Annotated in this window: 20 protein-coding genes; 18 read left to right on the forward strand and 2 right to left on the reverse strand. The window is 70.5% G+C overall.

Translation table 11 applies throughout. The annotated features are described in order from the left end of the window. Positions 1 to 231 precede the first annotated feature (231 nt). The gene (locus LAO51_09615) at positions 232 to 702 is read left to right on the forward strand and encodes a glycosyltransferase (GenBank protein MBZ5638997.1); all 471 of its coding nucleotides are present in this window, start codon (positions 232 to 234) and stop codon (positions 700 to 702) included. Here the strand turns inward: LAO51_09615 and LAO51_09620 are convergent. Beyond that, positions 699 to 1,616, reverse strand: a complete 918-nt coding sequence (locus tag LAO51_09620; GenBank protein ID MBZ5638998.1) for a glycosyltransferase family 2 protein — start codon at positions 1,614 to 1,616, stop codon at positions 699 to 701. The two genes, LAO51_09615 and LAO51_09620, sit on opposite strands and share 4 nt — an antisense overlap. Then, the gene (locus tag LAO51_09625) at positions 1,613 to 2,623 is read right to left on the reverse strand and encodes a glycosyltransferase family 2 protein (GenBank protein ID MBZ5638999.1); all 1,011 of its coding nucleotides are present in this window, start codon (positions 2,621 to 2,623) and stop codon (positions 1,613 to 1,615) included. Before LAO51_09625 ends, LAO51_09620 begins: the two co-directional genes overlap by 4 nt. A 121-nt stretch (positions 2,624 to 2,744) precedes the next feature. Between LAO51_09625 and LAO51_09630 the strand changes: the two genes are divergently transcribed. The 17 genes from LAO51_09630 to LAO51_09710 all read left to right on the forward strand — a co-directional run bounded on the left by LAO51_09630 (position 2,745) and on the right by LAO51_09710 (position 23,498). Further along, the gene (locus tag LAO51_09630) at positions 2,745 to 3,890 is read left to right on the forward strand and encodes a glycosyltransferase family 4 protein (protein ID MBZ5639000.1); all 1,146 of its coding nucleotides are present in this window, start codon (positions 2,745 to 2,747) and stop codon (positions 3,888 to 3,890) included. Between the two features lie 82 nt (positions 3,891 to 3,972). Beyond that, positions 3,973 to 5,061, forward strand: a complete 1,089-nt coding sequence (locus tag LAO51_09635; GenBank protein ID MBZ5639001.1) for a glycosyltransferase family 4 protein — start codon at positions 3,973 to 3,975, stop codon at positions 5,059 to 5,061. Between the two features lie 247 nt (positions 5,062 to 5,308). After that, positions 5,309 to 6,169, forward strand: a complete 861-nt coding sequence (locus LAO51_09640; protein ID MBZ5639002.1) for a methyltransferase domain-containing protein — start codon at positions 5,309 to 5,311, stop codon at positions 6,167 to 6,169. 13 nt (positions 6,170 to 6,182) lie between these two features. Beyond that, positions 6,183 to 7,190: a glycosyltransferase family 2 protein gene (locus LAO51_09645; GenBank protein ID MBZ5639003.1), complete on the forward strand. Its 1,008-nt coding sequence runs from the start codon at positions 6,183 to 6,185 to the stop codon at positions 7,188 to 7,190. Next, positions 7,187 to 8,191 carry an undecaprenyl/decaprenyl-phosphate alpha-N-acetylglucosaminyl 1-phosphate transferase gene (locus tag LAO51_09650; GenBank protein MBZ5639004.1) on the forward strand — a complete coding sequence of 335 codons (1,005 nt, stop codon included), beginning with the start codon at positions 7,187 to 7,189 and terminating at the stop codon, positions 8,189 to 8,191. The genes LAO51_09645 and LAO51_09650 overlap by 4 nt, the downstream gene beginning before the upstream one ends. 7 nt (positions 8,192 to 8,198) lie before the next feature. After that, positions 8,199 to 9,479, forward strand: a complete 1,281-nt coding sequence (locus tag LAO51_09655; GenBank protein ID MBZ5639005.1) for an FAD-dependent oxidoreductase — start codon at positions 8,199 to 8,201, stop codon at positions 9,477 to 9,479. A gap of 9 nt (positions 9,480 to 9,488) precedes the next feature. Then, positions 9,489 to 11,345, forward strand: a complete 1,857-nt coding sequence (gene asnB, locus LAO51_09660; GenBank protein MBZ5639006.1) for an asparagine synthase (glutamine-hydrolyzing) — start codon at positions 9,489 to 9,491, stop codon at positions 11,343 to 11,345. Further along, the gene (locus tag LAO51_09665; GenBank protein ID MBZ5639007.1) at positions 11,342 to 12,523 is read left to right on the forward strand and encodes a glycosyltransferase family 4 protein; all 1,182 of its coding nucleotides are present in this window, start codon (positions 11,342 to 11,344) and stop codon (positions 12,521 to 12,523) included. Before asnB ends, LAO51_09665 begins: the two co-directional genes overlap by 4 nt. Further along, entirely contained in the window at positions 12,513 to 13,466 is a 954-nt protein-coding gene (locus LAO51_09670; GenBank protein MBZ5639008.1) for an ABC transporter ATP-binding protein, read from the forward strand. Before LAO51_09665 ends, LAO51_09670 begins: the two co-directional genes overlap by 11 nt. Continuing rightward, on the forward strand, positions 13,463 to 14,269 hold the full coding sequence (locus tag LAO51_09675; protein MBZ5639009.1) for an ABC transporter permease: 807 nt from the start codon (positions 13,463 to 13,465) through the stop codon (positions 14,267 to 14,269). Before LAO51_09670 ends, LAO51_09675 begins: the two co-directional genes overlap by 4 nt. 22 nt (positions 14,270 to 14,291) lie before the next feature. Beyond that, positions 14,292 to 15,140, forward strand: coding sequence for a hypothetical protein (locus tag LAO51_09680; GenBank protein ID MBZ5639010.1), 849 nt, complete (start codon positions 14,292 to 14,294; stop codon positions 15,138 to 15,140). After that, complete coding sequence (locus LAO51_09685) at positions 15,140 to 15,949, forward strand: prepilin peptidase (protein MBZ5639011.1); 810 nt, start codon at positions 15,140 to 15,142, stop codon at positions 15,947 to 15,949. The genes LAO51_09680 and LAO51_09685 overlap by 1 nt, the downstream gene beginning before the upstream one ends. Position 15,950: 1 nt before the next feature. Beyond that, positions 15,951 to 17,780 carry a PAS domain-containing protein gene (locus tag LAO51_09690; protein ID MBZ5639012.1) on the forward strand — a complete coding sequence of 610 codons (1,830 nt, stop codon included), beginning with the start codon at positions 15,951 to 15,953 and terminating at the stop codon, positions 17,778 to 17,780. A 194-nt stretch (positions 17,781 to 17,974) separates the two neighbouring features. Next, a complete protein-coding gene (locus LAO51_09695) occupies positions 17,975 to 18,451 on the forward strand; it encodes a prepilin-type N-terminal cleavage/methylation domain-containing protein (protein MBZ5639013.1) in 477 nt (158 codons plus the stop codon). A 15-nt stretch (positions 18,452 to 18,466) separates the two neighbouring features. Then, on the forward strand, positions 18,467 to 18,931 hold the full coding sequence (locus tag LAO51_09700; protein MBZ5639014.1) for a hypothetical protein: 465 nt from the start codon (positions 18,467 to 18,469) through the stop codon (positions 18,929 to 18,931). Positions 18,932 to 18,957: 26 nt separating this feature from the next. Then, the gene (locus LAO51_09705) at positions 18,958 to 21,612 is read left to right on the forward strand and encodes a prepilin-type N-terminal cleavage/methylation domain-containing protein (protein ID MBZ5639015.1); all 2,655 of its coding nucleotides are present in this window, start codon (positions 18,958 to 18,960) and stop codon (positions 21,610 to 21,612) included. A 14-nt stretch (positions 21,613 to 21,626) separates the two neighbouring features. After that, complete coding sequence (locus LAO51_09710) at positions 21,627 to 23,498, forward strand: pilus assembly PilX N-terminal domain-containing protein (GenBank protein MBZ5639016.1); 1,872 nt, start codon at positions 21,627 to 21,629, stop codon at positions 23,496 to 23,498.

Genomic DNA, 23,498 nt, shown 5'->3' on the forward strand with positions numbered 1-23,498 from the left:
GAGGCCCAGGCTGAAAAGCCTGGATGTGCCATCGAACCCTAAGGTCACTGTGATCGTCACGGGAGTCGGACTGAGGGCCACGGCGAAAGGCGTGGAGCACCCACCGGACCCTACCGCGATCCGCGAAGCCCCTGGCGGCAGGAACGGCTCGACCGGTACGCCTCGGCCTTTCCGAACGGGGCTTACCACGGCGAAGGGTGGCCCGCGGGATTCCTCCCCGAGGACCGGCGGGTGGACCTTTACCGGCGCACGAGGATCGGTCCCAACTTCCACAACTCGACCGGCCCCGTCAACTTCCGGACGTTCGCCCTACCCGCCAACGGCGTCCTCCTCCTCTGCGACAACAAGCGGCATCTGGGCCTCGTCTTCGACGTCGGGCGGGAAGCGATCGGCTTCGAGGAGGTCGGGGAGGCGATCGAGCTGACCCGGCACTACCTGGCGCACGACGACGACCGCCGCACGATCGCCGCGGCGGGATGGGAGCGCTGTCTTCGGGACTACGGCGAGGCGGCGGTCTTCCGCAGGTTGATCGCGAGCGTCGAGGAGGTTCGCGGCGCGGCCGCCGCCCCTCGGCGCGACCCCGTTCCCTTCCTGAGGCTTCACCGCCGGCGAACGGGGGTCGCTCGCCTCGTCCACCACCTGCGCGCGGCTCCGAGACGCGCGGCGAGAGTACTCCGGCGGCTCGCCGGATCCTCGCGCTAGCGAGGCCGCGCCAGCAGCTCGCGGTCGCGGTTCGTCGCCTCGGCCCGCTCGCGACGCCTGAGCGGCGCGAGCGCGGGCCGAAGCGCCCACGCGGCCCGGAACCCCCGGACGAACGCGGGATGGGCCGCGAGATCCCAGGCCAGCTTGAGGGGGAGGAACGCCAGGTGCCTTCGCATCAGCGCCGAATCGCCGAGGTTCTTCCAGGTGAAGATCAGGCGGTTCCGCTCGTAGATCCCGACGACGCTCCTCGGCTCGAACCGGGCACCGATGGTGCGGCCGTGATCGTGTTCCACGCGGGCGCCGTCCACGAGGACGATGCGGCGCCCCCGCTTCCTCGCGCGGTACGAGAGGTCCACGTCCTCCCAATAGAACGGGGCGAACAGGGGATCGAAGCCGCCCAGCGCCAGGAACTCGGCCCGGCGGAACGCCATGGCGCCGCCGCAGGCGTACGCCGGATCCACGGCGAGCCCTCCCCCGACCGAGGTGGAGACGACGCCCCACCTGAACCGGATCCGAGTGCGGGCCTCGTCCTCCCCGCTCTCGCGACGGACGATGGACGGGACCGCCGCGAAGGCCTCGGGCGCGGCTTCGAGGGCCTCCGCGAGGCGCTCGAACGTTCCCGGGGGGACCGCGACGTCGTTGTTGAGGAGAATCACGAGCCGGCCGCTCGCGGCGGCGACTCCGTCGTTCGCCGCCGGTCCGAAGCCCCCGTTCCGGTCGCGGCGCGCGGCCCGAACACGCGGGAACCGGCGGGCGATCGCTTCGATGGTTCCGTCGGTCGAGCCGTCGTCGGAGACGATCACCTCCGACCCGGAGATCCCCGCCGCGCCTTCGACGACCGAGGCGAGGTGCTCCTCGAGCAGAGCCTTCCCGTTCCAGCTCGGGATGACGAGGGAGATCTCGGGTCCGCTCACGCCCGTCCTCCCGCAGGATCGTCGAAGCACCCCTGGAAGTACCGGATGTCCCGGGCGACGTGGTACCCGAAGTGGACCGCGCGCTCGAGCCCCGCTCGCTCGCCCGCGGCGAGGAGCCGCAGGATCGCGCCGAACCCCGGGCGGGAGCCGAGGAGCCGCCGCAGGGGCCGCAGGAGGACGAGTCGGTTCACGAGCCTCAGACCGACGAGCCCGGCGGGACTCGTGCCGAGACCCAGCCGGTCGGGGCCGTCCAGCCGGAGGTACTCGCGGAACGGCCCATCCGGGTAACGGGCGGCCAGTTGGCGCGCGACGAGCCCCGCCTCGCGATGCCGCGCGAGGTAGCGCGTAAGATCGGTCATGTGCGCCCGGTGGACCGAGACGGCCTCGGGAAGGTACGCGATGCGGATCCCCGCCTCGTGCAGGCGGAAGCCGAGATCGATGTCCTCGAACCCGTAACGCCCGATGCTCGCGTCGAACCCTCCCGCCGCGACCAGGACCTCCCGCGCCGCGGAGAAATGGCCGGTGAGGCACATCGGGAACGGGACGTCGTCCCGTTGCCGGAGGAGGGCGGTTTCGCGGAACGCCTCCTCGCGCTCGAGAAACCGCCTGAAACAGGAATCCGCGGGCCCGGGCGCCAGCTCGATCCGGCCGATCGCCGCTCCCCGCGCGAGGCGCGCGTGGAAGGCTCGGTGTGCCTCGACCGCGCCGCTTTTCAAGGTCATGTCGTCGTCGAGCACCAGGATCACGGGGGCGCGCGCCGCGCCGATCGCTTCGTTGCAGGCGTCGGCGCGCCCTCGCCCGGGTTCTCGCCGTAGCACCAACGGCGGGCCCCAAGGCAGCTCCACACGGGCCGCGGCGTCCTTCGTCCCATCCGAAGATCCGTCGTCCACGACGACGACCTCGAGCCCGCAGGACACGTTCTGCCGCGCGATCGAGGCCAACGTTTCGGGAAGCCTGGCGACACCGTTGCGGCTCGGGATCACGACGGACAGGCCGGGCGCGCTCATCGGCGCCCATCGTAACCGCGTTCCTTCCCCTGAGGAACCGCCGGGCACGGTTGATTCGCGAGGGGGAATCAAACTAGCCTGATCACCGGCTCCGGCCGCGGGAGCCGAGGGGAGCGAACGGGTGGACGATCCGCGCGATGGACGGGGGACGGACATGCGCATCCTCGTCGATCTCCGTTGCCTAGAGACCCCGAGCGGGGGCCGCGGGGTCGGCAGGTACTCCCGTGAATTGGCGCGCGCGCTCCCGGACGCCGCGCCGCCGGGGTGGCAGTTCGCGGCCCTGTCCTGGAACGGCGTCGGAGCGGAACTCGGGCTTCGTGACGTCCGCTATCCCGGGCCCCGCCGCGGAATCGGCATCGCGGACCGGTACCTGATTCCGCCGCTGCTTCGGCGGGAGCGGATCGGGCTCTACCACGCTCCCGCGTACGCCCTTCCGTCCGCGGGCGCGGGGGACACCGCGCTCGTTCTCACCGTCCACGACCTCGTGGCGAGGCTCTTTCCGGAGGCGCTCTCGTGGCGTCACCGCCAGGCCTTCCGGAGGACGTTCCGCAGCGCGTTCGCCGCCCACCGGGTCATCGCCGTGTCGGAGACGACGCGCCGCGACCTCCTCGCCCACTACCCCCTCGAGGCCTCGCGCGTGGTCGCCGTGCCGAACGGCGTCGCGGAGCGCCTCGGCGCGTCCTCGACCCCGAGCGCCGCCGTGGCCGGACTTAGGAGGCCGTTCGTTCTCTACGCGGGGGGACTCGACCCGCTGAAGAACGTTCCGTTCCTCCTCCGGGTGTTGGCCCGGTGCCGGGACGGCGGGCAGGGATTGCATCTCGTCGTGCTCGGCGAGGAGGGGGCGCGTCGGGAGGAGTTCCTCCGCGGCGCGCGCTCGCTCGGGCTCAGAGGCTCGGTCTCGGCGTTGGGGCACGTGGACGACGCGACCCTTGGCGCCGCGTACCGGGAGGCGTTCGCCTTCCTGTTCCCGAGCCGCTACGAGGGCTTCGGCTTCCCGCCGCTGGAAGCGCTGGCCGCCGGCTGCCCCGTGGTCTCGTCCCCCGCGGGCGCGCTGGCCGAGGTGCTGGGCGACGCCGCGATCCTCGCGGGTCCCGACGATGTCGAAGCGTGGGCGGCGGCGCTCGGTCGCCTGGGGGGCGACCCCTCAGCCCGCGCCCTGCGAATCTCACGGGGGAGGGAGCGCGCGCGAGCCTACACCTGGGCGAGGACCGCGCGGGAAACCATCGAGGTCTATCGGCAGGCGCTTGAGGAGGCGGGACGGGGATGACGGACCCGGGCAGGCACCGCGACGATCCGGGCGAGGTCGCGGGGGAGCTTCGCACCAGGTACCTCGTCGCGTCGGAGAACGCGTGAGAGTCGGGGTCGACGCCAGCGTGCTCGCCGGGACGCCGACCGGCGTGGCGCGCTACCTCTCGGCGCTGATCGAGCACCTGCCGACTTCCCTGAAACGGAAAGACGCGCTGGAACTGTTTACCGACCGGCCGCTTCCGTCCGGCATCGCTACGACCGTGCTGCGCTGGCCGCTGCCAGGCGGCGACCCGGCATGGCGTCAGTTCCGGCTCGGGGCGCACCTCGTCCGTCGGCGTGTCGACGTGCTGTTCTGCCCCTTCTATACGATCCCCCTCGTGGCCCGCGTCCCGACGGTCGTCGTGATCCACGATGTCTCCTTCGCCGCCCATCCCGAGTGGTTCTCGGCGAAGTCGCGCGTCGCGTTCGCGCTCGCGGGGCCGTCCGCCAGGAAGGCGCGTCGCGTCGTCACGGTGAGCGAATTCTCGGCCGGCGAGATCGCTCGTCACCTCGGCGTGCGACGTGAGCGGATCGACGTGATCCCGCCGGGCCTCGACCCGAGCTGGCGGAGGCCGGTCGAGGCGACGGAGCGTCGCGCGGCGCGGGAGTGGCTCGGCTTCGCCGGGCCCTACGCGTTGCACCTCGGTGCCGTGACGGCGCGGCGCAACCTCGATCTGGTCGTCCGCGCCTTCTCCCGCGTCACGATCGAGGCGCGCCTGGTCGTCGTGGGCCCCTCGGTTCCGCCCGCCCCCGACGTCGACGACCTGGCCCGGGAGGGCGGGATCGCGGACCGGGTGATCCGCCGCGCGTGGGCACCCGAGCCGATCCTGCGCGGACTCCTCGGCGAGGCTGCCGCGCTCGTTTACCTTTCGGAGTATGAAGGCTTCGGCCTGCCGGTGCTCGAGGCGCTGGCGGTCGGCACGCCGGTCCTCGCGCTGCGTCGCGCGAGCCTTCCGGAGGTTCTCGGCGACGTTGCCGCGTGGGTCGAGACCGATGACCCCCGTGAAATCGGCGCGCAGCTCGAGGGGCTGATGCGTGGCGGGCGAATTGCCGTGAGGCTCGCACGCGACGGGCCGGGGCGCGCCGCGCGGTTCGACCCGGACGTGGCAGCGGAGCGGACGTGGCGCGTCGTGCTGGACGCAGCCCATTGACGCGCCGTGCAACGCGATCGAAGCATCGCGAGACGGGAGGAGTCGTGGCCGGACTCGCGGGTGGGGATTCGAGGCCCTGGCCCCACTCTCCTTCGCGGGTCAGCCGCTTCGACCGCCGCCTGCTCGGCCCCGGACGGAGCCCGCGAGAAGGTGTCGCTGCGCAGCCGGTGGACTTGACAGGTCGTTCCATACAGAATCGCGGCGTGAAGTGTTCTCACGTCCGGCGCGAGCGCGTCCCGTGGGCGCGATGAAGAGCGCACTGCGAAGGTGGCTCCCGGCCCCGATCCAGTCGCTCGCGAGACGGATCTACTACCGGCCGTCCGTTCGGAAGATCGTCTTCCTCCCGGCGGATCTCGTCGATTGGCTCAGGGGAAAGCGGAGGGATGGCCTTCCCCCCAGGAGCGTCGCGTTCGTGGGGGATGGCGATTTCGAGGCGATCGGCGAGGAGTTCTTCCGTTACTTCGTGAATCTCTGCGGCCTCGAGCCGAACCAGCGGGTCCTCGACGTGGGATGTGGCGCCGGCCGGATGGCGCTGCCCCTCACCCGGTACCTTCGGGACGGCGGATCCTACGAAGGGTTCGACCTCCTCGAGGAACACATAAGATGGTGCTGCGACCACATCGCGGCGAGGCACCCGCGGTTCCGCTTCGTCCACGCCGACGTGAGGAGCCCGATGTACAACCCGAAGGGGAGATTCGCCCCGTCGGGGTACCGATTCCCTTTCGAGAGCGAATCATTCGACTTCGCGTTCCTGACGTCGGTCGTGACGCACATGCTCCCCGCCGGGACCGACCGCTACCTTTCCGAGGTCGCCCGGGTCCTGCGCCCGGGCGCGCGGTGCCTGATCACCTGGTTCCTGCTGGACGCCGAGGCCGAGCGGAGGATTCGGTTGGGGACGAGCCCGACTCGGTTCGCGCACGAACTCGGGGGGTGCCGGGTCGTGGACGCGGGGGTTCCCGAGTCCGCGGTGGCGTACCTCGAGAACGACGTCCGCGAACTGTACGACAGAAACCGCCTCGAGATCGTGGAACCCATCCGCTGGGGCGGCTGGTCGGGCCGCGCCGAGCACCTCTCCTCCCAGGACATCGTCATCGCGGTCCGGCGGTAGAGCGATGAGCGCGATGAGCGAGGACGCGGGGGCCATAGGAGCCGCGGACCGGTCCCCGGTCGCGGTGGTGATCGTGACGTGGAATGCCGCGGCGTGGATCGCCGACTGCCTGAGGAGTCTCCTCCGGCTGACGAGGCCCCCCGCCGAGATCGTCGTGGTGGACAACGGCTCCACGGACGGAACCGTCTCGATGGTTCGCGACGGCTACCCTGGCCTGGCGCTGATCGAGTGTGGGACCAATCTCGGGTTCTGCCGCGCGAACAACCTCGGATTCGCCCGGACCGTGAGCCCGTTCGTGCTGGTGCTGAACCCCGACGCGCGGCTGGGCCCCGGGTTCCTCGAGGCTCTCCTGCCGGCGTTCGAGGACGAGGCGGTGGGGATCGCGGCGGGAAAGCTCCTCCGTCCCGACGGACGGACGATCGACTCGGCGGGGCAGATGCTCGCGCGCTCCCGGCAGCCTGTGGACCGCGGGTACGGCGAGCCGGACGAGGGGCAGTTCGACCGCGACGGCGAGGTGTTCGGGGCCTGCGGCGCGGCGGCGCTCTACCGCCGCGCCATGCTCGAGGAGGTCGCCGACCCGGACGGCGAGGTGTTCGACTCGCGGTTCTTCGCTTTCTACGAGGACCTGGACCTGGCCTGGAGGGCCCATCGCCTCGGGTGGACGGCGGCATACCGCCACGAGGCGATCGGAGTCCACGCGCGCGGCGCCACGGCCTCCGGCGCGTCGGTCCGGCGGAGGGGTTGGGCCCTCCTGCACCGGAGCCCGGAGGTTCGTTTCCACGTCGCCAAGAACCGGTACCTGACGATCCTCCGCAACGACACGCTCCGCGCGTACCTCCGGGATCTCCCGTTCATCCTCGGCCGCGACGTCGGTCTCGCCGCGCTGCTGCTCGTGGCGTCTCCCGGCGTGCTCCTGAGGCTCTGGCGGGAGAGGGAGGTCTTCCGCGGCGCCGTCGAACGGCGGCGGCTGGACTCGGCCCGGCCGAAGCGCCAAACTCTCCACGGAGGGTCGCCCGCTTGATCCGCGCCCTGGTCCACGCCTCGACGTTCCTCCTCGCGCTGGGGCTCTCGGCCTGGCTCACTCCGGTCATGCGGGAGGCTGCGCTCAGGTTCGGGATCGTGGACCGTCCCGACGGCCGCCTCAAGGGCCATCGGGAACCCGTGCCCTATCTCGGTGGGCTCGCGATCTTCCTCTCCTTCCTCCTGGCGATCGCCTTCACGCTGCGATTCCGCGACGAGGTCCTGGGGATGCTCCTGGCCGGGTCCATCGTGGTGATCCTGGGCCTCGTGGACGATCTCGGTCAGATCGGCCCGTGGACGAAGCTGCTCGGTGAGGCCGTGGCGGTGATGGTCCTGGTCAAGTCCGGGATCTACATCAAGCTGACCTTCCTCCCGACGTGGGCGGCGCTGCCGCTGTCCGTCCTCTGGCTCCTCGCGGCCACGAACGCGTTCAACCTGATCGACATCATGGACGGCCTGTCCGCGGGTACGGCGGCGGTCGCCGCGGCGGCGCTCTTCGCCGTGGCGGTCGTCAACGGGCGCCACGAGTCCGCGACCCTCCTCGCGGGCCTCTGCGGAGCCTGTCTCGGGTTCCTCCGGCTCAACCTCGAGCCGGCCCGGATCTACATGGGGGACACCGGGAGCCTGCTGCTCGGCCTCCTGCTCGGCGCCCTGGCGATGAACAACGGGTACACCGAGAACAGCCGGATCGCCGCGGTGGCGCCGGGGCTGATCCTCGGGGTCCCGCTGTTCGACATGTTGTTCGTGATGTACGTGCGGTGGCGGCGCGGACTGCCGGTGATGCTCGGGAGCCCCGACCACGTCGCGCTGAGGCTTCGAAAGTGGCGGCTCACGACCCGGCAGACCGTGATGGCGTCGTACGCGGCCACGGCGGTCCTCGGCGGCGCGGCGATCGGCATGAAGTTCGTCGGGGCCGCCGGGGCCACGGCGATCCTCGCCGGGACGGTCCTCGCGGCGCTTGCTCTCGGATGGCTGCTCCGGCGCGTCGACATGAGCCTGTGAGGCCATCATGATCCTGATCCTCGGGGGGGGGCTCGCGGGGCTGAGCGCGGCCCATCATCTCCGGGGGGTTCCTCACCTCGTCCTCGAGGCGGAGGCCTCTCCGGGGGGATTGTGCCGGACCCGTGAGGTGGGCGGCTTCTCGTTCGACTACACCGGCCACCTCCTGCACTTGCGCGATCCGAGGGCGATCGCGCTCGTGGACCGCATCCTCCCCGGTGCGTTCGAGACGATCCGGCGGAGGGCGTTCATCAGGACGCGCGGCGCGACGCTCCCGTTCCCGTTCCAGGCGAACCTCCACGGCCTCCCCGTGGGGGTCGTCGCCGATTGCGTCGCCGGGTTCGTGGAGAGCCTGGGATCCGAGGTGCCGGAAGGCACCGAGGCGTCCTTCCGGGACTGGTCGCTCGCGGTCTTCGGGCGGGGGATCAGCGAGGCGTTCCTGTTTCCGTACAACGCGAAGTTGTTCCGCCGGGATCCGGTCGACATGACGGCGGACTGGGTCTCGTGGTCGATCCCCAGGCCCACGCTCCGAGAGGTCGTCCGGGGCGCCCTCGGCCTCGGTAACGAGGGGATGGGGTACAACCCGACGTTCCGATACCCGAGGGTCGGCGGGATCGGGATCGTGCCCGAAGCGCTCGCGCGCGGGATCCCGACCGTGAGGTGCGGCGCGCGCGTGGGGTCGGTGGACCTCGACCGGCGGACGCTCACGCTCGAGAACGGCGAGCGGATCGGGTGGGACCGGCTCCTCGTCACGATCCCTCTCCCGGGGTTCCTCACGATGACCGGGGACGCGGGCCTGAGTGAGGCGGCGGGCCGGCTCGACTGGTCGTCGGTCGCCTGCCTCAATCTGGGAGTGGATCGGGAGGGCGTCGGCGACGGAGCGCACTGGATCTACTTCCCCGACGCCGGGGTGCCGTTCTACCGGGTCGGATTCCCCACCGCGTTCGCTCGCGGCGTCGCCCCGGAGGGGACCTCCTCGATGTACGTCGAGATCGCCTTCGCGAACGGCGATCGCCCCGACCTCGACTCCGTCGAGGCGACGACCCTCGACGCGCTCCGCGCGGAGGGCGTTCTCCGGGGTTCGGACCGCATCCTGGTCAAGGACTGGACGATCATCGAGCCCGGCTACGTGGTCTTCGACCGGCGCCGGAGCGAGGTGCTGGCGGCCGTCGTCCCCCGCCTCGAGGCGCGGGGAGTCCAGCTCGCCGGGCGCTACGGCGCGTGGACCTACGCCTACATGGAGCGCGCGATGCTCGACGGCCTCGAGGCCGCGCGCCGCCTCGCCGGATAGGGTCGCGGGATGTGCGGGATCTGCGGCAGCGTGGCGCTCGCGTCGGGGCCTCCCGGCGCCGAGGGGGTCCGCGCGATGCTCGCCGAGCTTACGCACCGCGGTCCCGACTCCGAAGGTCTCCTCGAGACGCCGAGGGTCGCCGCCGGAATCAGGCGCCTCCGCGTGATCGACCTCAGGACGGGCGACCAGCCGATCGAGAGCGAGGACGGATCGGTCCAGGTCGTGTTCAACGGCGAGATCTACAACTACCGCGAGCTGCGGAGCGAGCTCGAGGGGGCGGGACACCGCTTCGGCACGCGATCCGACACCGAGGTGCTCGTCCACCTCTGGGAGGACGACGGTCCCGGGATGCTGGGGAGGCTCGACGGGATGTTCGCGTTCTGCCTCCACGACCGGAAGACCGACGAGGTGTTCCTCGCGCGGGACCGGCTGGGGGTCAAGCCGCTCTTCTATCGCGAAAGCGGCGGCCGGCTCGACTTCGCTTCGGAGATCCGCGCGCTCCTCCACGCGCCGGGCGCTCCCCCCGACCTCGACGAGCAGGCCCTCGTGGAGCTGTTCTGCCTCCAGTACGTCCCGGGCGAGCGCACCCCGTACCGGGGAGTGCGGAAGCTCCTCCCGGGCCGATACCTCCACGTCCGGGAAGGAAGGCTCGAGGGGAGGATCTGGTGGGAGGTCCCGGGTGGAGGCGAGGACTCGGGACTCGACGAGGAACGCGTCCGCGGAGAGCTCCCGGCGCTCCTCGCGGCCGCCGTGCGGAAGCAGACCGTCTCGGACGTCCCGCTCGGCATGTTCCTCTCGGGCGGGATCGACTCGACCGTGCTGCTGCATCTCCTGTCGGACGGTGCGGCGCGGCCCGTGTCGACGTTCTCGGTGGGTTTCGAGGGGGAGAGCGGAGACGCGGACGCCTCTCACGCTCGCCTCGTCGCCGCGCGCTACGGGACCCGGCACCACGAGCTGCGCGTCCGGGCGGGGGAAGCAGCGGATTGGCTTCCCCGCCTCGTGGACCACCTGGCGATGCCGGTCACCGATCCCGCGCTGATCCCCACCGCGCTCCTGTCCGAGTTCGCGCGCCGGGAGGTCACGGTCGCGCTCACCGGGGAGGGAGCGGACGAGATCTTCGGGGGCTACCGCCGCTATCTCCTCCAGGCCCGGCTCTCCTGGCTCGGCCGCATCCCGGGGCTGAGGCACGCCGCGCGGCTCCGGCCGCTCTGGGCGCTCCTCCCGTCGCGCGCCGGACAGGCTCTCGATGCCCTGGCGGAGCGGGATCCCGCTCGCAATCACTTCCTCTGGTCGGCGACGGTGGACCTCGGGACGGCCCGGGCACTGTTCGAGGACGCCGCCGTGGCAGCGGCGGAGCGTTCCGCCGTCGAGGCGTTCCGCGGGCGCCTCGGCGCGGGTGCGGGCACCTCGGCGCGCCTGGCCACCGACCTCTCCGAATGGCTGCCGCACGATCTCCTGGCCAAGGTGGATCTCGCCTCGATGGCGCACTCGCTCGAGGCCCGGGTGCCTTACCTCGATCCCGCCGTGGTGTCGTGGGCCGCGAGGCTTCCGCAGCGGCTCCGGTTCGCGAGGGGCGCGACCAAGGTGGCGCTCCGTGAGGCGTTCGCCGGCTCGATCCCCGCCGAGGTCCTGAGGCGTCCGAAGCGGGGGTTCGACCTGCCGCTCGCGGCCTGGATCCGCGGCCCGCTCCGCTCCATGGCCGGCGATCTCCTCACGGGACGGGCGGAGGATCGCCTGCCGTCGCTCCGCCGAGGCCGAGCGGCCGCAATGCTGGACCTCCACCTCCGCGGGGAACGGGACCTCGGCTTCCCGCTGTTCCTGCTGATGTCGATCCTCCTCTTCCTGGACCGGCGGGGGCGAGCGTGAAGGCCCGAGTGGTTCACGCGATCACCCGCCTCGAGCTGGGCGGCGCGCAGCAGAACACCCTGTACTGCGTCGCGCACCACGACCGGTCGCGCTTCGATGTGAGCCTCGTCGCCGGGACGGGAGGCGTCCTGGACGACGACGCGCGGGCGATCGCGGACGCGCGCGTCCTGATCGTTCCCTGGCTCCGCCACCCCATCCACCCCTTCTGGGACGCAGTGGCCGTCGCCCGGCTCGCGGCCCACTTCAGGCGCCGGCGCGTTCACCTCGTGCACACGCACTCGTCGAAGGCCGGCATCCTCGGACGCCTCGCCGCGCGATTCGCGGGGGTCCCCGCGCTGGTGCACACGGTCCACGGATGGAGCTTCAACGACGCGCAGCGCCCCGGGGTCCGGCGGCTCTTCACCGCGCTCGAGCGCGCGGTGGGCTCGTTCACGGACCGAATCCTCGTCGTCGCGGAGTCCGATCGGCGGAAGGGGCTCGCCCGCGGGATCGGCCGCGAGGAGCGGTACCGGCTCGTACGGAGCGGGATCGACCCGACGATCTACGAGCGGCCCTCCTCGTCCCGAGAATCGACTCGCGCGGCCATGGGCTTCGCCCCCGAGCACCTCGTAATCGGAATGATCGCCTGTCTCAAGCCCCAGAAGGCGCCGCTCGATTTCGTGGAGACCGCCGCTGCGGTGCACGCGCGGCATCCCGCCGCTCGTTTCTTCATCGCCGGGGACGGCGACCTGAGGGCCGCGGTCGAGGCGAGGATCCGCGAACGCGGACTCGACGGGATCGTCCGAGTCCTGGGATGGCGCCGGGACGTCCCCGCCCTGCTCCACGCCATGGACCTGTTTCTCCTGACCTCCCGGTTCGAGGGTCTCCCCAGGACCGTGCTCCAGGCGATGGCCGCCGGCGTGCCCGTCGTGGCGACCGCGGTGGACGGCACGCCCGAGGTGGTCCGGGACGGGGAGACCGGCGTCCTCGTCCCGCCGGGCGACCCGTCCGCCGCTGCGGTGCGGATCCTGGCCCTCGCCGCCGATTCAGTAGCCTGCGCGGGGCTCGCCGCGCGCGCCAGGGACGCTCTCTCCGGGTCCTTCGACATCCGGCGGATGGTCGAGCAGCTCGAGGAGATCTACGTCGAGACCCTTGCCTCGAAACCGGGCTGGGTTAGATTGGTGTCCGATGACGTCTGATGGCGGCGGCAACCTCTCCGCGCTCCGACTCGAAGGTCTGAGGAAGTCCTTCCACGGGCATCTCGGCATCGGCCGGACGGTCGCGGTGGAGGGCGTGGACCTCGACGTCGCGCCGGGGCAGATCTTCGGCCTGCTCGGCCCGAACGGCGCCGGGAAGACCACCACCCTCAAGATGATCCTGGGGCTGATCCGGCCCGACCGCGGGAGCGTGCACCTCTTCGGCCGGCCGCCGTCCGATCCGGCGGGGCGCGCGCGGGTCGGCTTCCTCCCCGAGAGCCCGCGTTTCTACGATTACCTCACCGCGGAGGAGTTCCTCGACTTCTACGGGCGGCTCCACGGGATTTCCGGCGCCGCGAGACGGGATCGCGTGGCGGAGCTGCTGGTGAAGGTCGGCCTCGACGGGTGCGCGAGGACGCCGCTCAGGAAGTTCTCGAAGGGCATGACGCAACGGATCGGTCTGGCCCAGGCGATCCTTCACGAGCCGGATCTCCTGATCCTCGACGAGCCGATGTCCGGGCTCGACCCCATGGGGCGCCGCGAGGTGCGCGATCTCATCCTGGCTCAGCGCGCCGCAGGAAGGACCGTGTTCTTCTCGAGCCACATCCTCCAGGACGCGGAGTCGATCTGCGACCGGGTCGCCATCCTCGTGAAGGGGCGGGTTCGGTTCGAGGGCTCGCTGGGGGATGTCGTGTCCCGGAACGTGCTCTGGTACGAGGTCGCCGTGGAAGGCGTGCCGCCGGCCGACCTACCCGGCGAGGTGCTCTCGTCGGCCGGAGCCGAATCGCTCGTCAGGGTGCGGGACGTCGAGACGCTCGCGCGGCTCCTGGAGTCGGCGAAGGCGTCCCGGGGACAGGTGACCTCCATCTGGCCGCGGCGGGAGACGCTGGAGGACCTCTTCCTGCGGGAGGTGGCCACCGGCCGCGGACGGGAGGAGGGAAGATGACGTCCCCCCGGACCCAGGAGCCGCCGCGGCCCCGAGCGCTCGACGCGATCTTCGCCATTGCGGTGAACACGTTCCGCGAGGGGATCCGCGATCGGATCCTCTATCTGCTCCTTGCGTTCGCTCTCCTTCTGATCGCGGCGTCGCGCTTCCTGTCCCTCCTGACGGTCGGCGACGAGAGCAAGATCATCAAGGACCTCGGACTGTCCGCGATCTCGGTGTTCGGGCTCCTGACCTCGATGTTCGTCGGGGTGTCGCTCGTGTTCAAGGAGATCGAGCGGCGCACCGTCTACACGCTCCTGGCGAAGCCGGTGTCGCGCTGGCAGTTCGTCGCGGGAAAATACGCGGGGCTGCTGGCGGTCCTGGCGATGAACGTGCTGCTGATGTCCGCGGTGCTCGCGGCGATCCTGCTGTTCCGCGGCGAATCGCCCGTCCCCCTCTTGCCGGCGGAGCTCCTGATCCTCGTGGAGCTGGCCATCGTCACCGCGTTCGCGATCCTCTTCTCGAGCTTCACGAACCCGATCCTGTCCGCGGTCGGCACCGCCGCCGTGTACGTGACGGGGCACCTGTCCTGGAGCTTCGACCTCCTGAGCAGGAGGCTCCCCCCGGGCGCGGGTCGGACGCTGTGCGACCTCCTCCACGCCGTGCTCCCCAATCTCGACCGCCTCGACCTCAAGACCGCCGCGGTCCACGCGCTGCCGATCCCGCCGGGGGAGCCTCTGTGGGGGGCGCTGTACGGCGCCGGGTACATCGTCGCGGTGCTGATCCTGGCCGCGTGGCTGTTCTCGCGGAGGGACTTCCCGTGAACCCGGACGCGCGGTACCGGACGTGAGGAGGCTCCTGACCCTCGCGCTACTCGTCGCGGCCGCCTTGCTGGCCGCGGCCTCTCGCGGCCGCCTCGTCACCCTCCAGTCGGGGTCCCGGGGAAGCGACGTTTCCCTGCTCTACCTCCCGAACGGCGAGCACCTCCGGGCGATGAGCCTGGGGCATGCGTCCCTCGCGGCCGATCTCGTCTACGTGTGGGCCATCCAGCACTACTCGGACTACGAGCGCAAGGACCGGTTCCGATTCGTCGAGCACGTCTTCGGGAGCGTGATCGCGGACCTCGATCCGCACTACGTGGATCCGTACTGGCTCGGCGCGATGATCCTGATCGCCGAGGCCGCGGACCTCGAGGCGGGCCTCCGGGTGCTCGACAAGGGGTTCCACAACAACCCGACCGCCTGGGTCCTCCCGTACCTCGCGGGGTTCGAGTGCTACCGGGCGCGACAGTACGAGCGAGCCGCGGACTACTTCGACCGCTCGAGCCGGTCGCCCGGCGCACCGGCGCTCCCGCTCCGGATGAAGGCGGGGATCATCGCGAAGAAGGGGGACCTGCGCGAGTCCATCCGTCTGTGGGACGAGGTCCTGCGCGATCCTCGAGGAGACGCGGCCTCGAGGGGGATCGCCGAGCGACAGATCCGCGGCCTCACGATCCGGGCGGACCTCGCCGATCTCGCCTCGGCGGTCGCGGCATTCCGCGTGCGGGAGGGGCGCCTCCCACGGAAGATCGAGGACGTCGTTCGCACCGGCTTCCTCCGAGCGGAACCGCGTGACCCGGATGGCCACGCCTACCTCTACGATCCCGCGACGGGCCTTGTCGCGTCCCGCACCGGCGGGGTCCTCGAGGCGAGGTGATGGCCCTCGTTCCGGAGACCGCCGCCGCGGCCCTCGTGCTCGCGGTGGGGCTCGTGATCGGCTCGTTCCTGAACGTGTGCATCCACCGCCTCCCCCTCGGCGAGAGCGTGGCGTTCCCGGGTTCCCGCTGCCCGCGCTGCGGGACGCCCATCCGCTGGTTTCAGAACGTCCCGATCCTGTCCTGGATCGCGCTCAGGGGGAGATGCGCCGCGTGCCGGGAGAGAATCTCGTGGCGGTACCCGCTGGTCGAGGCCCTCGGCGGCGGACTGCTCCTCGGTCTTTGGCTCGCCTACGGTCCGGGGGCGGCGTGGGCGGTGTCCGCGCTCCTCGGATGGATGCTCATCGTGCTCTTCTTCACCGACCTCGATCGCGGCCTGCTTCCCGACGCGGTGACGCTCACCGGCACCGCGCTCGGGGTCGGCCTCGCCTGGCTCAATCCGTTCCTCGGAGGCTGCGGATTCGGCCGGATCCTGCTCTCCCTCGGCGGCGCAGCCCTCGGATCCGCGCTGCTCTGGGTGATCGGCGCCGTTTACGGCCGGCTCCGGGGCGTCGAGGCGATGGGAATGGGCGACGTCAAGATGATGGCGCTGGTCGGCGCCTTCTCGGGGCCCCGGGGCGTCCTGTTCACGCTCCTCGCCGCCTCGGTGGCTGGAGCCGCGGTTGGGCTCGCGGCGATCCCGCTTCGCGGCCGGTCGCTTCGCGACACGTTGCCGTTCGGCTGTTTCCTCGCTCCGGCGGCCTTCGCCGCCCTTCTCGCCTCGGGACGCGCCACCGAGACCTACCTGCGCCTCCTCGGGCTGGGGCCCTGACGTGCCTCGCGGTCCGCTGGGGGGGCGCTTCGCGTTCCAGGTCCGGATGGTCCTGCTCCTGCTCGTGTTGTTCCTGGCGGCGCTCAACCTGGTGAACCTGGTGCTCCTGACGCAGGCGCGCGGCGCCATGGCGGGCGCGGCGCGCGAGCGCGCTCGGGCGCTGGCATCCGTCGCCGTGCGCGAACTCGGCGTCGACGCGCTCGTCGAGCGCGCGTCGGCGAGGCAGCCGCTGCCCCAGAGCCCCGCGCTGAGGAGGGCCGTTCTCGAGGGGGGATTCCGCGCCTTCAGCTTGCTCGACCCGGTCGGGCGCGAGATCGGAGCCAAGGGGACCGCCGCCCCGTCGCGCTCGCCGCGTTTCGACGCCCTCGGTGAGGACGACCGCGCCGCCCTGGTCTCGGGACGCGCGGTCATAGGCTCGATGGAGCCGGCACGCGGGGGCGAGGACGCGGACCTGCCGACGTTCGTCCCCTTGATCGACGCCTCCGGGAAGCTCGTGGGGATCGTGGAGGCGGTGTCTCCCGTCCCCGATCTCGGAAGGCTCGAGGCCAGCTTCCGCCTGGTCCTCGCGATCCAGGTGGCGGGGGTTCTGCTGATCGCCGCCCTCTCCGTGCTGTTCGCCAACTGGGTCAGCCGGCCGTACCGCAGGCTCGCGGCGGCCGCCGGCGAGGTGGGGCTCACCGACCGCTCGACCGGCTCTCCGCCCGATCCCGACGACCTGGCATCGGCGTTCAGGGCGGTCATGGCGAAGCTCCGCGAGCAGGAGGAGGCGCTCGGCACCCTGGGTCGCGAGAGCGGAGGCCTCGGCGACCTCGTCCGATTCGCGTCGGGAGCCGCGCGACCCATGACAACCGGCGTCCTGGTCGTGGATCGGCAAGGTCGGGTCGCCGCGACGAACCCGTCGGCCCGCGTTCACCTCGGATGGGGCGAAGGCGAGGTGCGGGGTCTCGAACTCGCTCGCCTCGGCGCGGGGGTCGAGGGGCTCGCCGGGCTCGTGCGCGTGTCCCTCGATCAAGGGAAGGGAGCGACGCGGGAGGTTCTTCCGTTCCGCGGTGAGGACGGCCGGACCGGCCACCTGGGCGTCGCGGTGACCCCCGCGACCGGTTGGAAGGGGGAGACGGTCGGCGCGCTGGTGCTCACCACGGACTTGACGGAAATCCGCCAGCTCCAGGAACAGGCTCGGCTCCGGGAGAACCTCGCGGCGGTCGGCGAGCTCTCCGCGGGAATCGCGCACGAGTTCCGGAACGCGCTGGGCACGATCCTGGGGTACGCGCGGATGCTCGAGAAGCGCGAGGACCCTCGCGTTCGGGGCCCCGCGCAGGAGATCCTCCGGGAAGTCGACGCGGTGAGAGCGGCGGTGGACGAGTTCCTCCTCTACGCGCGTCCGCCCGAGCCGGCCCGCCTGCCGGTGGACCTGGAGTCGCTGTTGCGCTCCGCGGCGGCGGTGGCCCCGGAGACGGTGGAGATCGAGGTCGCCGGGGAGTTCGGACGGGTGGTCGGCGATGAAGGGCTTCTCCGCCGGGTGTTCGGCAACCTGATCCAGAACGCTGCCGACGCGGTGGCGGACGACGGGCGCAAGGTCCGCGTCCGGATCGAAGGGCGGCGAGCCGCCGGAGGCCGGATGCTCCAGGTCGAGGTGGACGACGACGGGCCGGGGATCCCCCCCGACCGCAGGGCGCGGGTGTTCGTGCCGTTCTTCACCACCCGTGCGAGGGGCACCGGCCTCGGGCTCGCGCTCGTCCAGCGGACGGTGGTCGACATGGGGGGCACGGTCGAGGTCGCGGAAGGCCCGCGCGGGGGAGCGCTCTTCAGGCTGCGTCTTCCCGCATTGTAACGAAAAGTTACATATTCTCCCGGCCCGCGGATAACCTCCTGCCTCGGGCCGAGGACCGCCCTATTCAACTCGCTGAAGGGACGGCGGTTGCCGACGCCGGTCGCCGCGTCACCGGCGGCACGGCTCCTGCTCATTGGATGCCCCGCGGCTCGGCGCCCAGCGTACGACCGCACAACCGCAGGGGGAGCAAGCCCATGGAAACGAAACGGTCCGCACCGAGGGGATTCAGCCTGGCGGAGATGCTCGTGGTCCTCGCGATCCTCGGACTCGCCATCGCGGTCGGCATCCCCCTTGTCTCGGAGCAGGTGCGGCTCGCGAAGGTCCGGGGCGTCGCGGACCAGCTCGCCATCGATCTCAAGGCGGCACGGATGATCGCGGTGTCGAAGCGCGTGATGCCCTCCCTGGACTTCGACGTCTTTCCGCACCCCACGAACCGGTACCAGTATCCGGGGACGAACGGCCTGCCGCGCTCCATCCAGCTCCCGGACGGCGTCCGGATCACCTCTCCGTCGGCGGAAACGCACATCTACTTCCTGCCGAACGGCTCGCTCGCCTCCGCCGCGACGTTGGTCCTCGAGGCGGACGTCTCGGGCGGGGTGAAGGAGCAGTGGACCATCACGACCAGCGTCATGGGGGTCTCGAGCACGACCCACCAGCGCGTCGCGTCGTAGGGAAGGGGGAGCACGATGCATCGCAACGCGGAGCGAGGCTTCAGCCTGGTCGAGGTCGTGATCGCGCTCGGTCTCCTGGCCGGCGTGTTGATCTCGATCTCGGGGCTGTTCGTGATCGGCGCCAAACAGGTCCAAAGCGGGAAGACCAGCAGCGAGGCCGTGGCGATCGGCCGCACGATCCTGGAGGAGATGAACCGATGGTCGCTCCACCAGTCCTACCAGGTGTTCGGCTACGACGGGACGGCGACCAGCTACAGCGTCGACACGCGGACGAACACCACCGCCGAGGCGGTAAGGTGGCAGGCCGCCGTCGCTCCGAGCCTGGTCAACGGCTACGCCATGGTTCAGCTGCAGTCCCTTGGCCCCGGCGGCACGCCCCCCGCCATGAACGCGTCGCGCGCCATTCGCGTGCTGGTCACCGTGAACTGGGACGAGGGGCCGAGGCACCGTACGGTCCAGGTCGGCACGGTGAGGATGTGAGCGGCCCCGGACGTGGAGGATACGCCATGAGAAGCCGCAGCAGGTCGCAGGCCCGGCAGGTCGGCATGTCGATGATCGAAGTGCTGGTGGCGATCACCATCCTGGCCGTCGCCTTCGTCATCGCGCTCTCGCTCTACGACGCCGCCCGCAAGTCCTTCAAGAAGGGGGAGAACGTCAGCGAGCAGCAGCAGGCGGTGAGGATCGCCTCCGACAAGCTGAACGCCGACCTCCGCATGGCGGGGTACAACTACAATCCGGACGGCGACATCGCCCGGCCCGACGAGCAGATCGAGGGGGCGTTCGACACCGCGGTCACGATCCGCGCCGACTACGACGCGGAGGACCCGACGGCGTCGGTCACGCCGGAGACGACGCTCGCGACCGGCGGCGCGTTCTCGACGGTCTCCACCGGCAACGACGAGATCGTGACCTACGTGCTCGCCAAGCCCGACGGCTCGAGCCCCGACACGCTCACCTTCTACGCCGACCTCCACAGCCCGAGGACCGGCGTCGTGCAGCAGGTAGACATCCCGCACGTGGCGCTGACCCAGGACAACCCGCCGTACACGCTGTACCGGGTCACGCTGAGCAACACCGACGGGAGCCCGGTCAAGACCCCGCTGGTCGAGAACATCCGCTCCATGACCTACACCTACTACGCGCAAGACGGCACGCAGGTGGCCAGCGCCGGGGGCAGCGAGACGGCCACGTCCAAGGCGGCGCGGGCGAGCATCCGCCGCGTGACGCTGGATCTCGTCGGCCTGACGCGGGAGCCCGACGTGGGTTGGACGGACACGACGGACACCCACGCCAGCACCCGGGCGTATCGGAAGTTCGATCTGACCTCGGACGTGGCTCCCAGGAATCTCGGAATGAAGGGCGTGCGCGACATCATGTCCGACGTCGTCCCTCCCTCGAAGCCCGGCGCGCCGACCCTCTACACGGGGCATTGCGGCGGGCTGTACGTCACCTGGCCGGCCAATCCGTCGGCGGACGCGGTCGTCGGCTACCGCGTGAACTTCGGCACGGTCTCGAGCAGTCCGACCGGCTTGCGGAGCGCCGCGGAGACCTCCGCGTACGTCGGCGGCTTGAGCGCCGCCACGATGTACTACGTCACCATCCAGGCGCTGGACGCCGCGGGGAACGTCAGCGTCAACTCCGACGAGCGGAGCGCCACGACGACCAACACGACCACGCCGAAGGTCCCGACGAGCCTCACCGCCACGACCAATCTCACGAGCTCGGTGCGGCTGAGCTGGGCGGCTGTCACCGAGAACACGTCGAGCGTCAGCGGCGATCCTCACTCCCCGATGATCCGGGACCTCGGCGGCTATCGCGTCTACCGCGGCGCGACCGGCTCGTTCACCCCCGCGACGGGGAACAAGATCGGCGACGAGACCACGGTTCTCCCCCTGGACTCCCCGCTCTTCCTCGACGTGACGGCGGTCAACTGCCGGCCCTACTACTACAAGGTCACCGCGGTGGACACCCCCTGCGGCCTCGAGAGCGCCGCGACCGCAGGGGCCGCCGGCCAGGCGACGAGCGCGGTGAAGCCGCAGCCCCCGGCGAACGTTCAGGCGTACTTGCTTTACGGCAACAATGTCCGTGTGGTGTGGCAGGCTGTCACCCAGGACGTCAACGGCGGCCAGATCGCGATCGACACGTACAAGGTCTGGCGCGCGGGACCCGTGCCCGTGGCGACCGACCCGGGGACCCTCGACTACAGCTACATCGGCAACGTGGTCGGCTCCCTGGATTACATCGACACGCACGCACCCTCGACCCCGGCGGACCAACAGATCTACTACCGCGTGAGCGCCATCGACGACTGCCCGAACGAGTCGGACCTGTCCAGCTCCGCATATCCCACCTGTTCCTTCACGGGATCCGTCCAGTTCACGACGCCCACCGAGGGCCAGCCTGTCGCGGGAGTCGTCACGGTCACGGCGACCGTCGCCGGAGGGACCGACACCTACACGCAGGCGACGTTCACCTACACCCACGTGAGCCAGGGGGTGACCCGTACCCAGGTGGTCGCGGGAGCGGGGCCGAGCTGGAGCGACAGCTGGCTCGCCAATCCTCCGGGGCAGTATCGACTGGACGTGACCGTGCAGAACTCCACCGGGTGCACGAGGTCCGCCACGGTCCACGTCGTCTACGCTCAGTCGAACGTCGGCTGCTGCCTCTCCCCCCCGAATCCCACGCAGAACCCGGTGACGATGACCTGCAGCTCGGGCGCGCCGGGGTGCAAGGAGGTCTCGTACCAGATGATCAACAACGGCTGCCTCACGGCGGTCGCGATCAACTCCATGACCGTCACTTGGGTGGACGAGGTGGCCAACGGCGCCAAGGCCGCGGGGGTGAAGTTCGACGGCAGCACGATCTGGAGCGTGCTGCCGAACTCGACGTCTCCCGCCACCAACGCGGCGTTCAGCACCCCAAAGCCGCAGATCGCGGTGAACCGGAACAGCTCGAACCCGGTCAACGTGACCTACGTCTTCGACAAGGTCGCGAGCGCGGGGGTGAAGGTCAAGGGGAAGTGGACCTACTACCAGGACACCATGACCACGACCTACGGCTTCGTGCTGCTGGATTCGGCGGGAGCCGAGACCGCGGTCACCGGGACGTGCGGTCCTTCCCAGGGGATGTTCCAGAACTTCATCGTCGAGCAGCACCAGTGAGCGCGGAGGGGACGATGCGCGACACCGCTGTGGAGAACCGGAAACGCGAGGCGGGATCGGCCATGGTCATTGCCATCCTCGTGGTGGTGATCCTGACTCTCCTCGGCGTCTCCTTCCTGCTGATGGCCGACACCGAGAACCGGATCGCGGAGAACGAGAAGCTCTCCGCGCAGGCCCTTTACTTCGGGGAGTCCGGGGTCAGGATGGTGAAGCGCTGGTTCGACAGCCCCGGCTCCTCGTCGAACCTCCTGAACCCCTCGATCTCCGTGATCGACCGGACCCTCCGCAAGATCGACGACGACGGCGACCCGTTGACGGCATGGCACCTCCAAGACGGAGCCACGTGGCCCCGCTACAAGCAGGGGGTCGACCTGAACGCCGACGGGGTGGACGACGTCTTCGACAAGCCGTTTCGCGGCGGGGCGACCAGCGCCCTGCGACTCAAGAACACGCTGCTCGGAACGAAAGACGGTCCGGACATGCGCATCACCGAGGGGTACTCGACGGCCGCCAAGACGTTCCTGGGCAACCTCTCGACCGCCCTGATCGGGAACTTCCCCGCGGCCACCGCGGGGGTGAAGGCGCGCATCTCGACCATCGACGTCTACGGACCGCCGTACGTCAACGTCGGCGGCACCTGGACCCGGTTCGGGATGGCGACGGTCGAGGTGACCGCGCGGATCTACAAGACCGTGGGCGGGGTGGATCAGATCCTCGCCGAGCGCCTGATCAAGGCGGTCATCAACGAGACGCCGTACCCGGGACCCATGGGCCCGCTCCATTCCTGCTTCGACATCAACTACAACGGCAGCTTCAACGTCCACTGGGGGCCCGCGATCGCGGTCGGACCGTCCGACGTCCCGAACAACTTCAGCAACAAGATGGCCCACAGCATTCCACGCGACGTCCCGCCGAGCCCGCGGCTCGATCTTCTTTACGGCTGGAACAGCCCGAGCCAGGACGCGATCTGGACCGCGCTCAAGACGAACCTCGAGGCGGGCGTGACCATCGAGGACCCCTGGTTCCGGTACCTCGGCGGGGGCGCGGTGGCCGACTGGCAGCCGCCCAACGGCGCTCATCCGAACCAGGTCTACCTACCGATCACGACCGGGCAGGACCAGTCGAACCTGTTCCAGGGCCTGGGCAGCATCATCGGCTGCCCCGACTTCGACTACGACTTCTGGAAGGAGATCGCGGTCGCCGGCGGCGACAACATCCACTATTACACGTGGGTCAGCGGGACGACCTTCAGGGAGAACGGCGTCGGGAGCGCCGTGGACTTCACGTCCATCGGCGGGCAAACCGGTCTGTTCTTCTTCGACACGAAGGACGGAAATCGTCCGAGCACGACGCTGATCGGTACGCCCCCCTTGCCGGACAACCTCACCCCCGGGGTCCACATCACCGGGAGCAGCTTCGGCGTGCACGGGTTCCTGTACCTGAACATGACCGATTTCAGGACGACCGGCAGCCCGGGCGTTTCCACGCAATTTACCATGCCGGGGGAGCCGTTCCGGGATGTCAACCAGAACGGGACGTGGGATGCCGGCGAGGGCTGGATCAACTTGAATTACACCAGCCTCGGGTCCCTGACGGACACGATCCGGGGGAGCGCCGCGGACAACTTCGGAGGCGGGGCGGTCTACAACGCCGCGGGACCGACCTTCACCGCGGATGCGGTCGTGGACGGGGTCCTCTACACGAACGGGGCTTTCGCGTCGGAGGGCACCCCGAGGTACTACGGCAGCGTGATCTCCAAGGGCGGGGTGCCGGGATCGGCGGGAACCGCCGACATCTACTGGAACGACAGCCTAAGGACCAATTTCCCGCCGGCCAGCTGGAATCTGCCCCGGGTCATGATCACCCGCTGGGAAACGGACATGTAG

The sequence above is a fragment of the Terriglobia bacterium genome (assembly GCA_020073205.1).
Classification (GTDB): domain Bacteria; phylum Acidobacteriota; class Polarisedimenticolia; order Polarisedimenticolales; family JAIQFR01; genus JAIQFR01.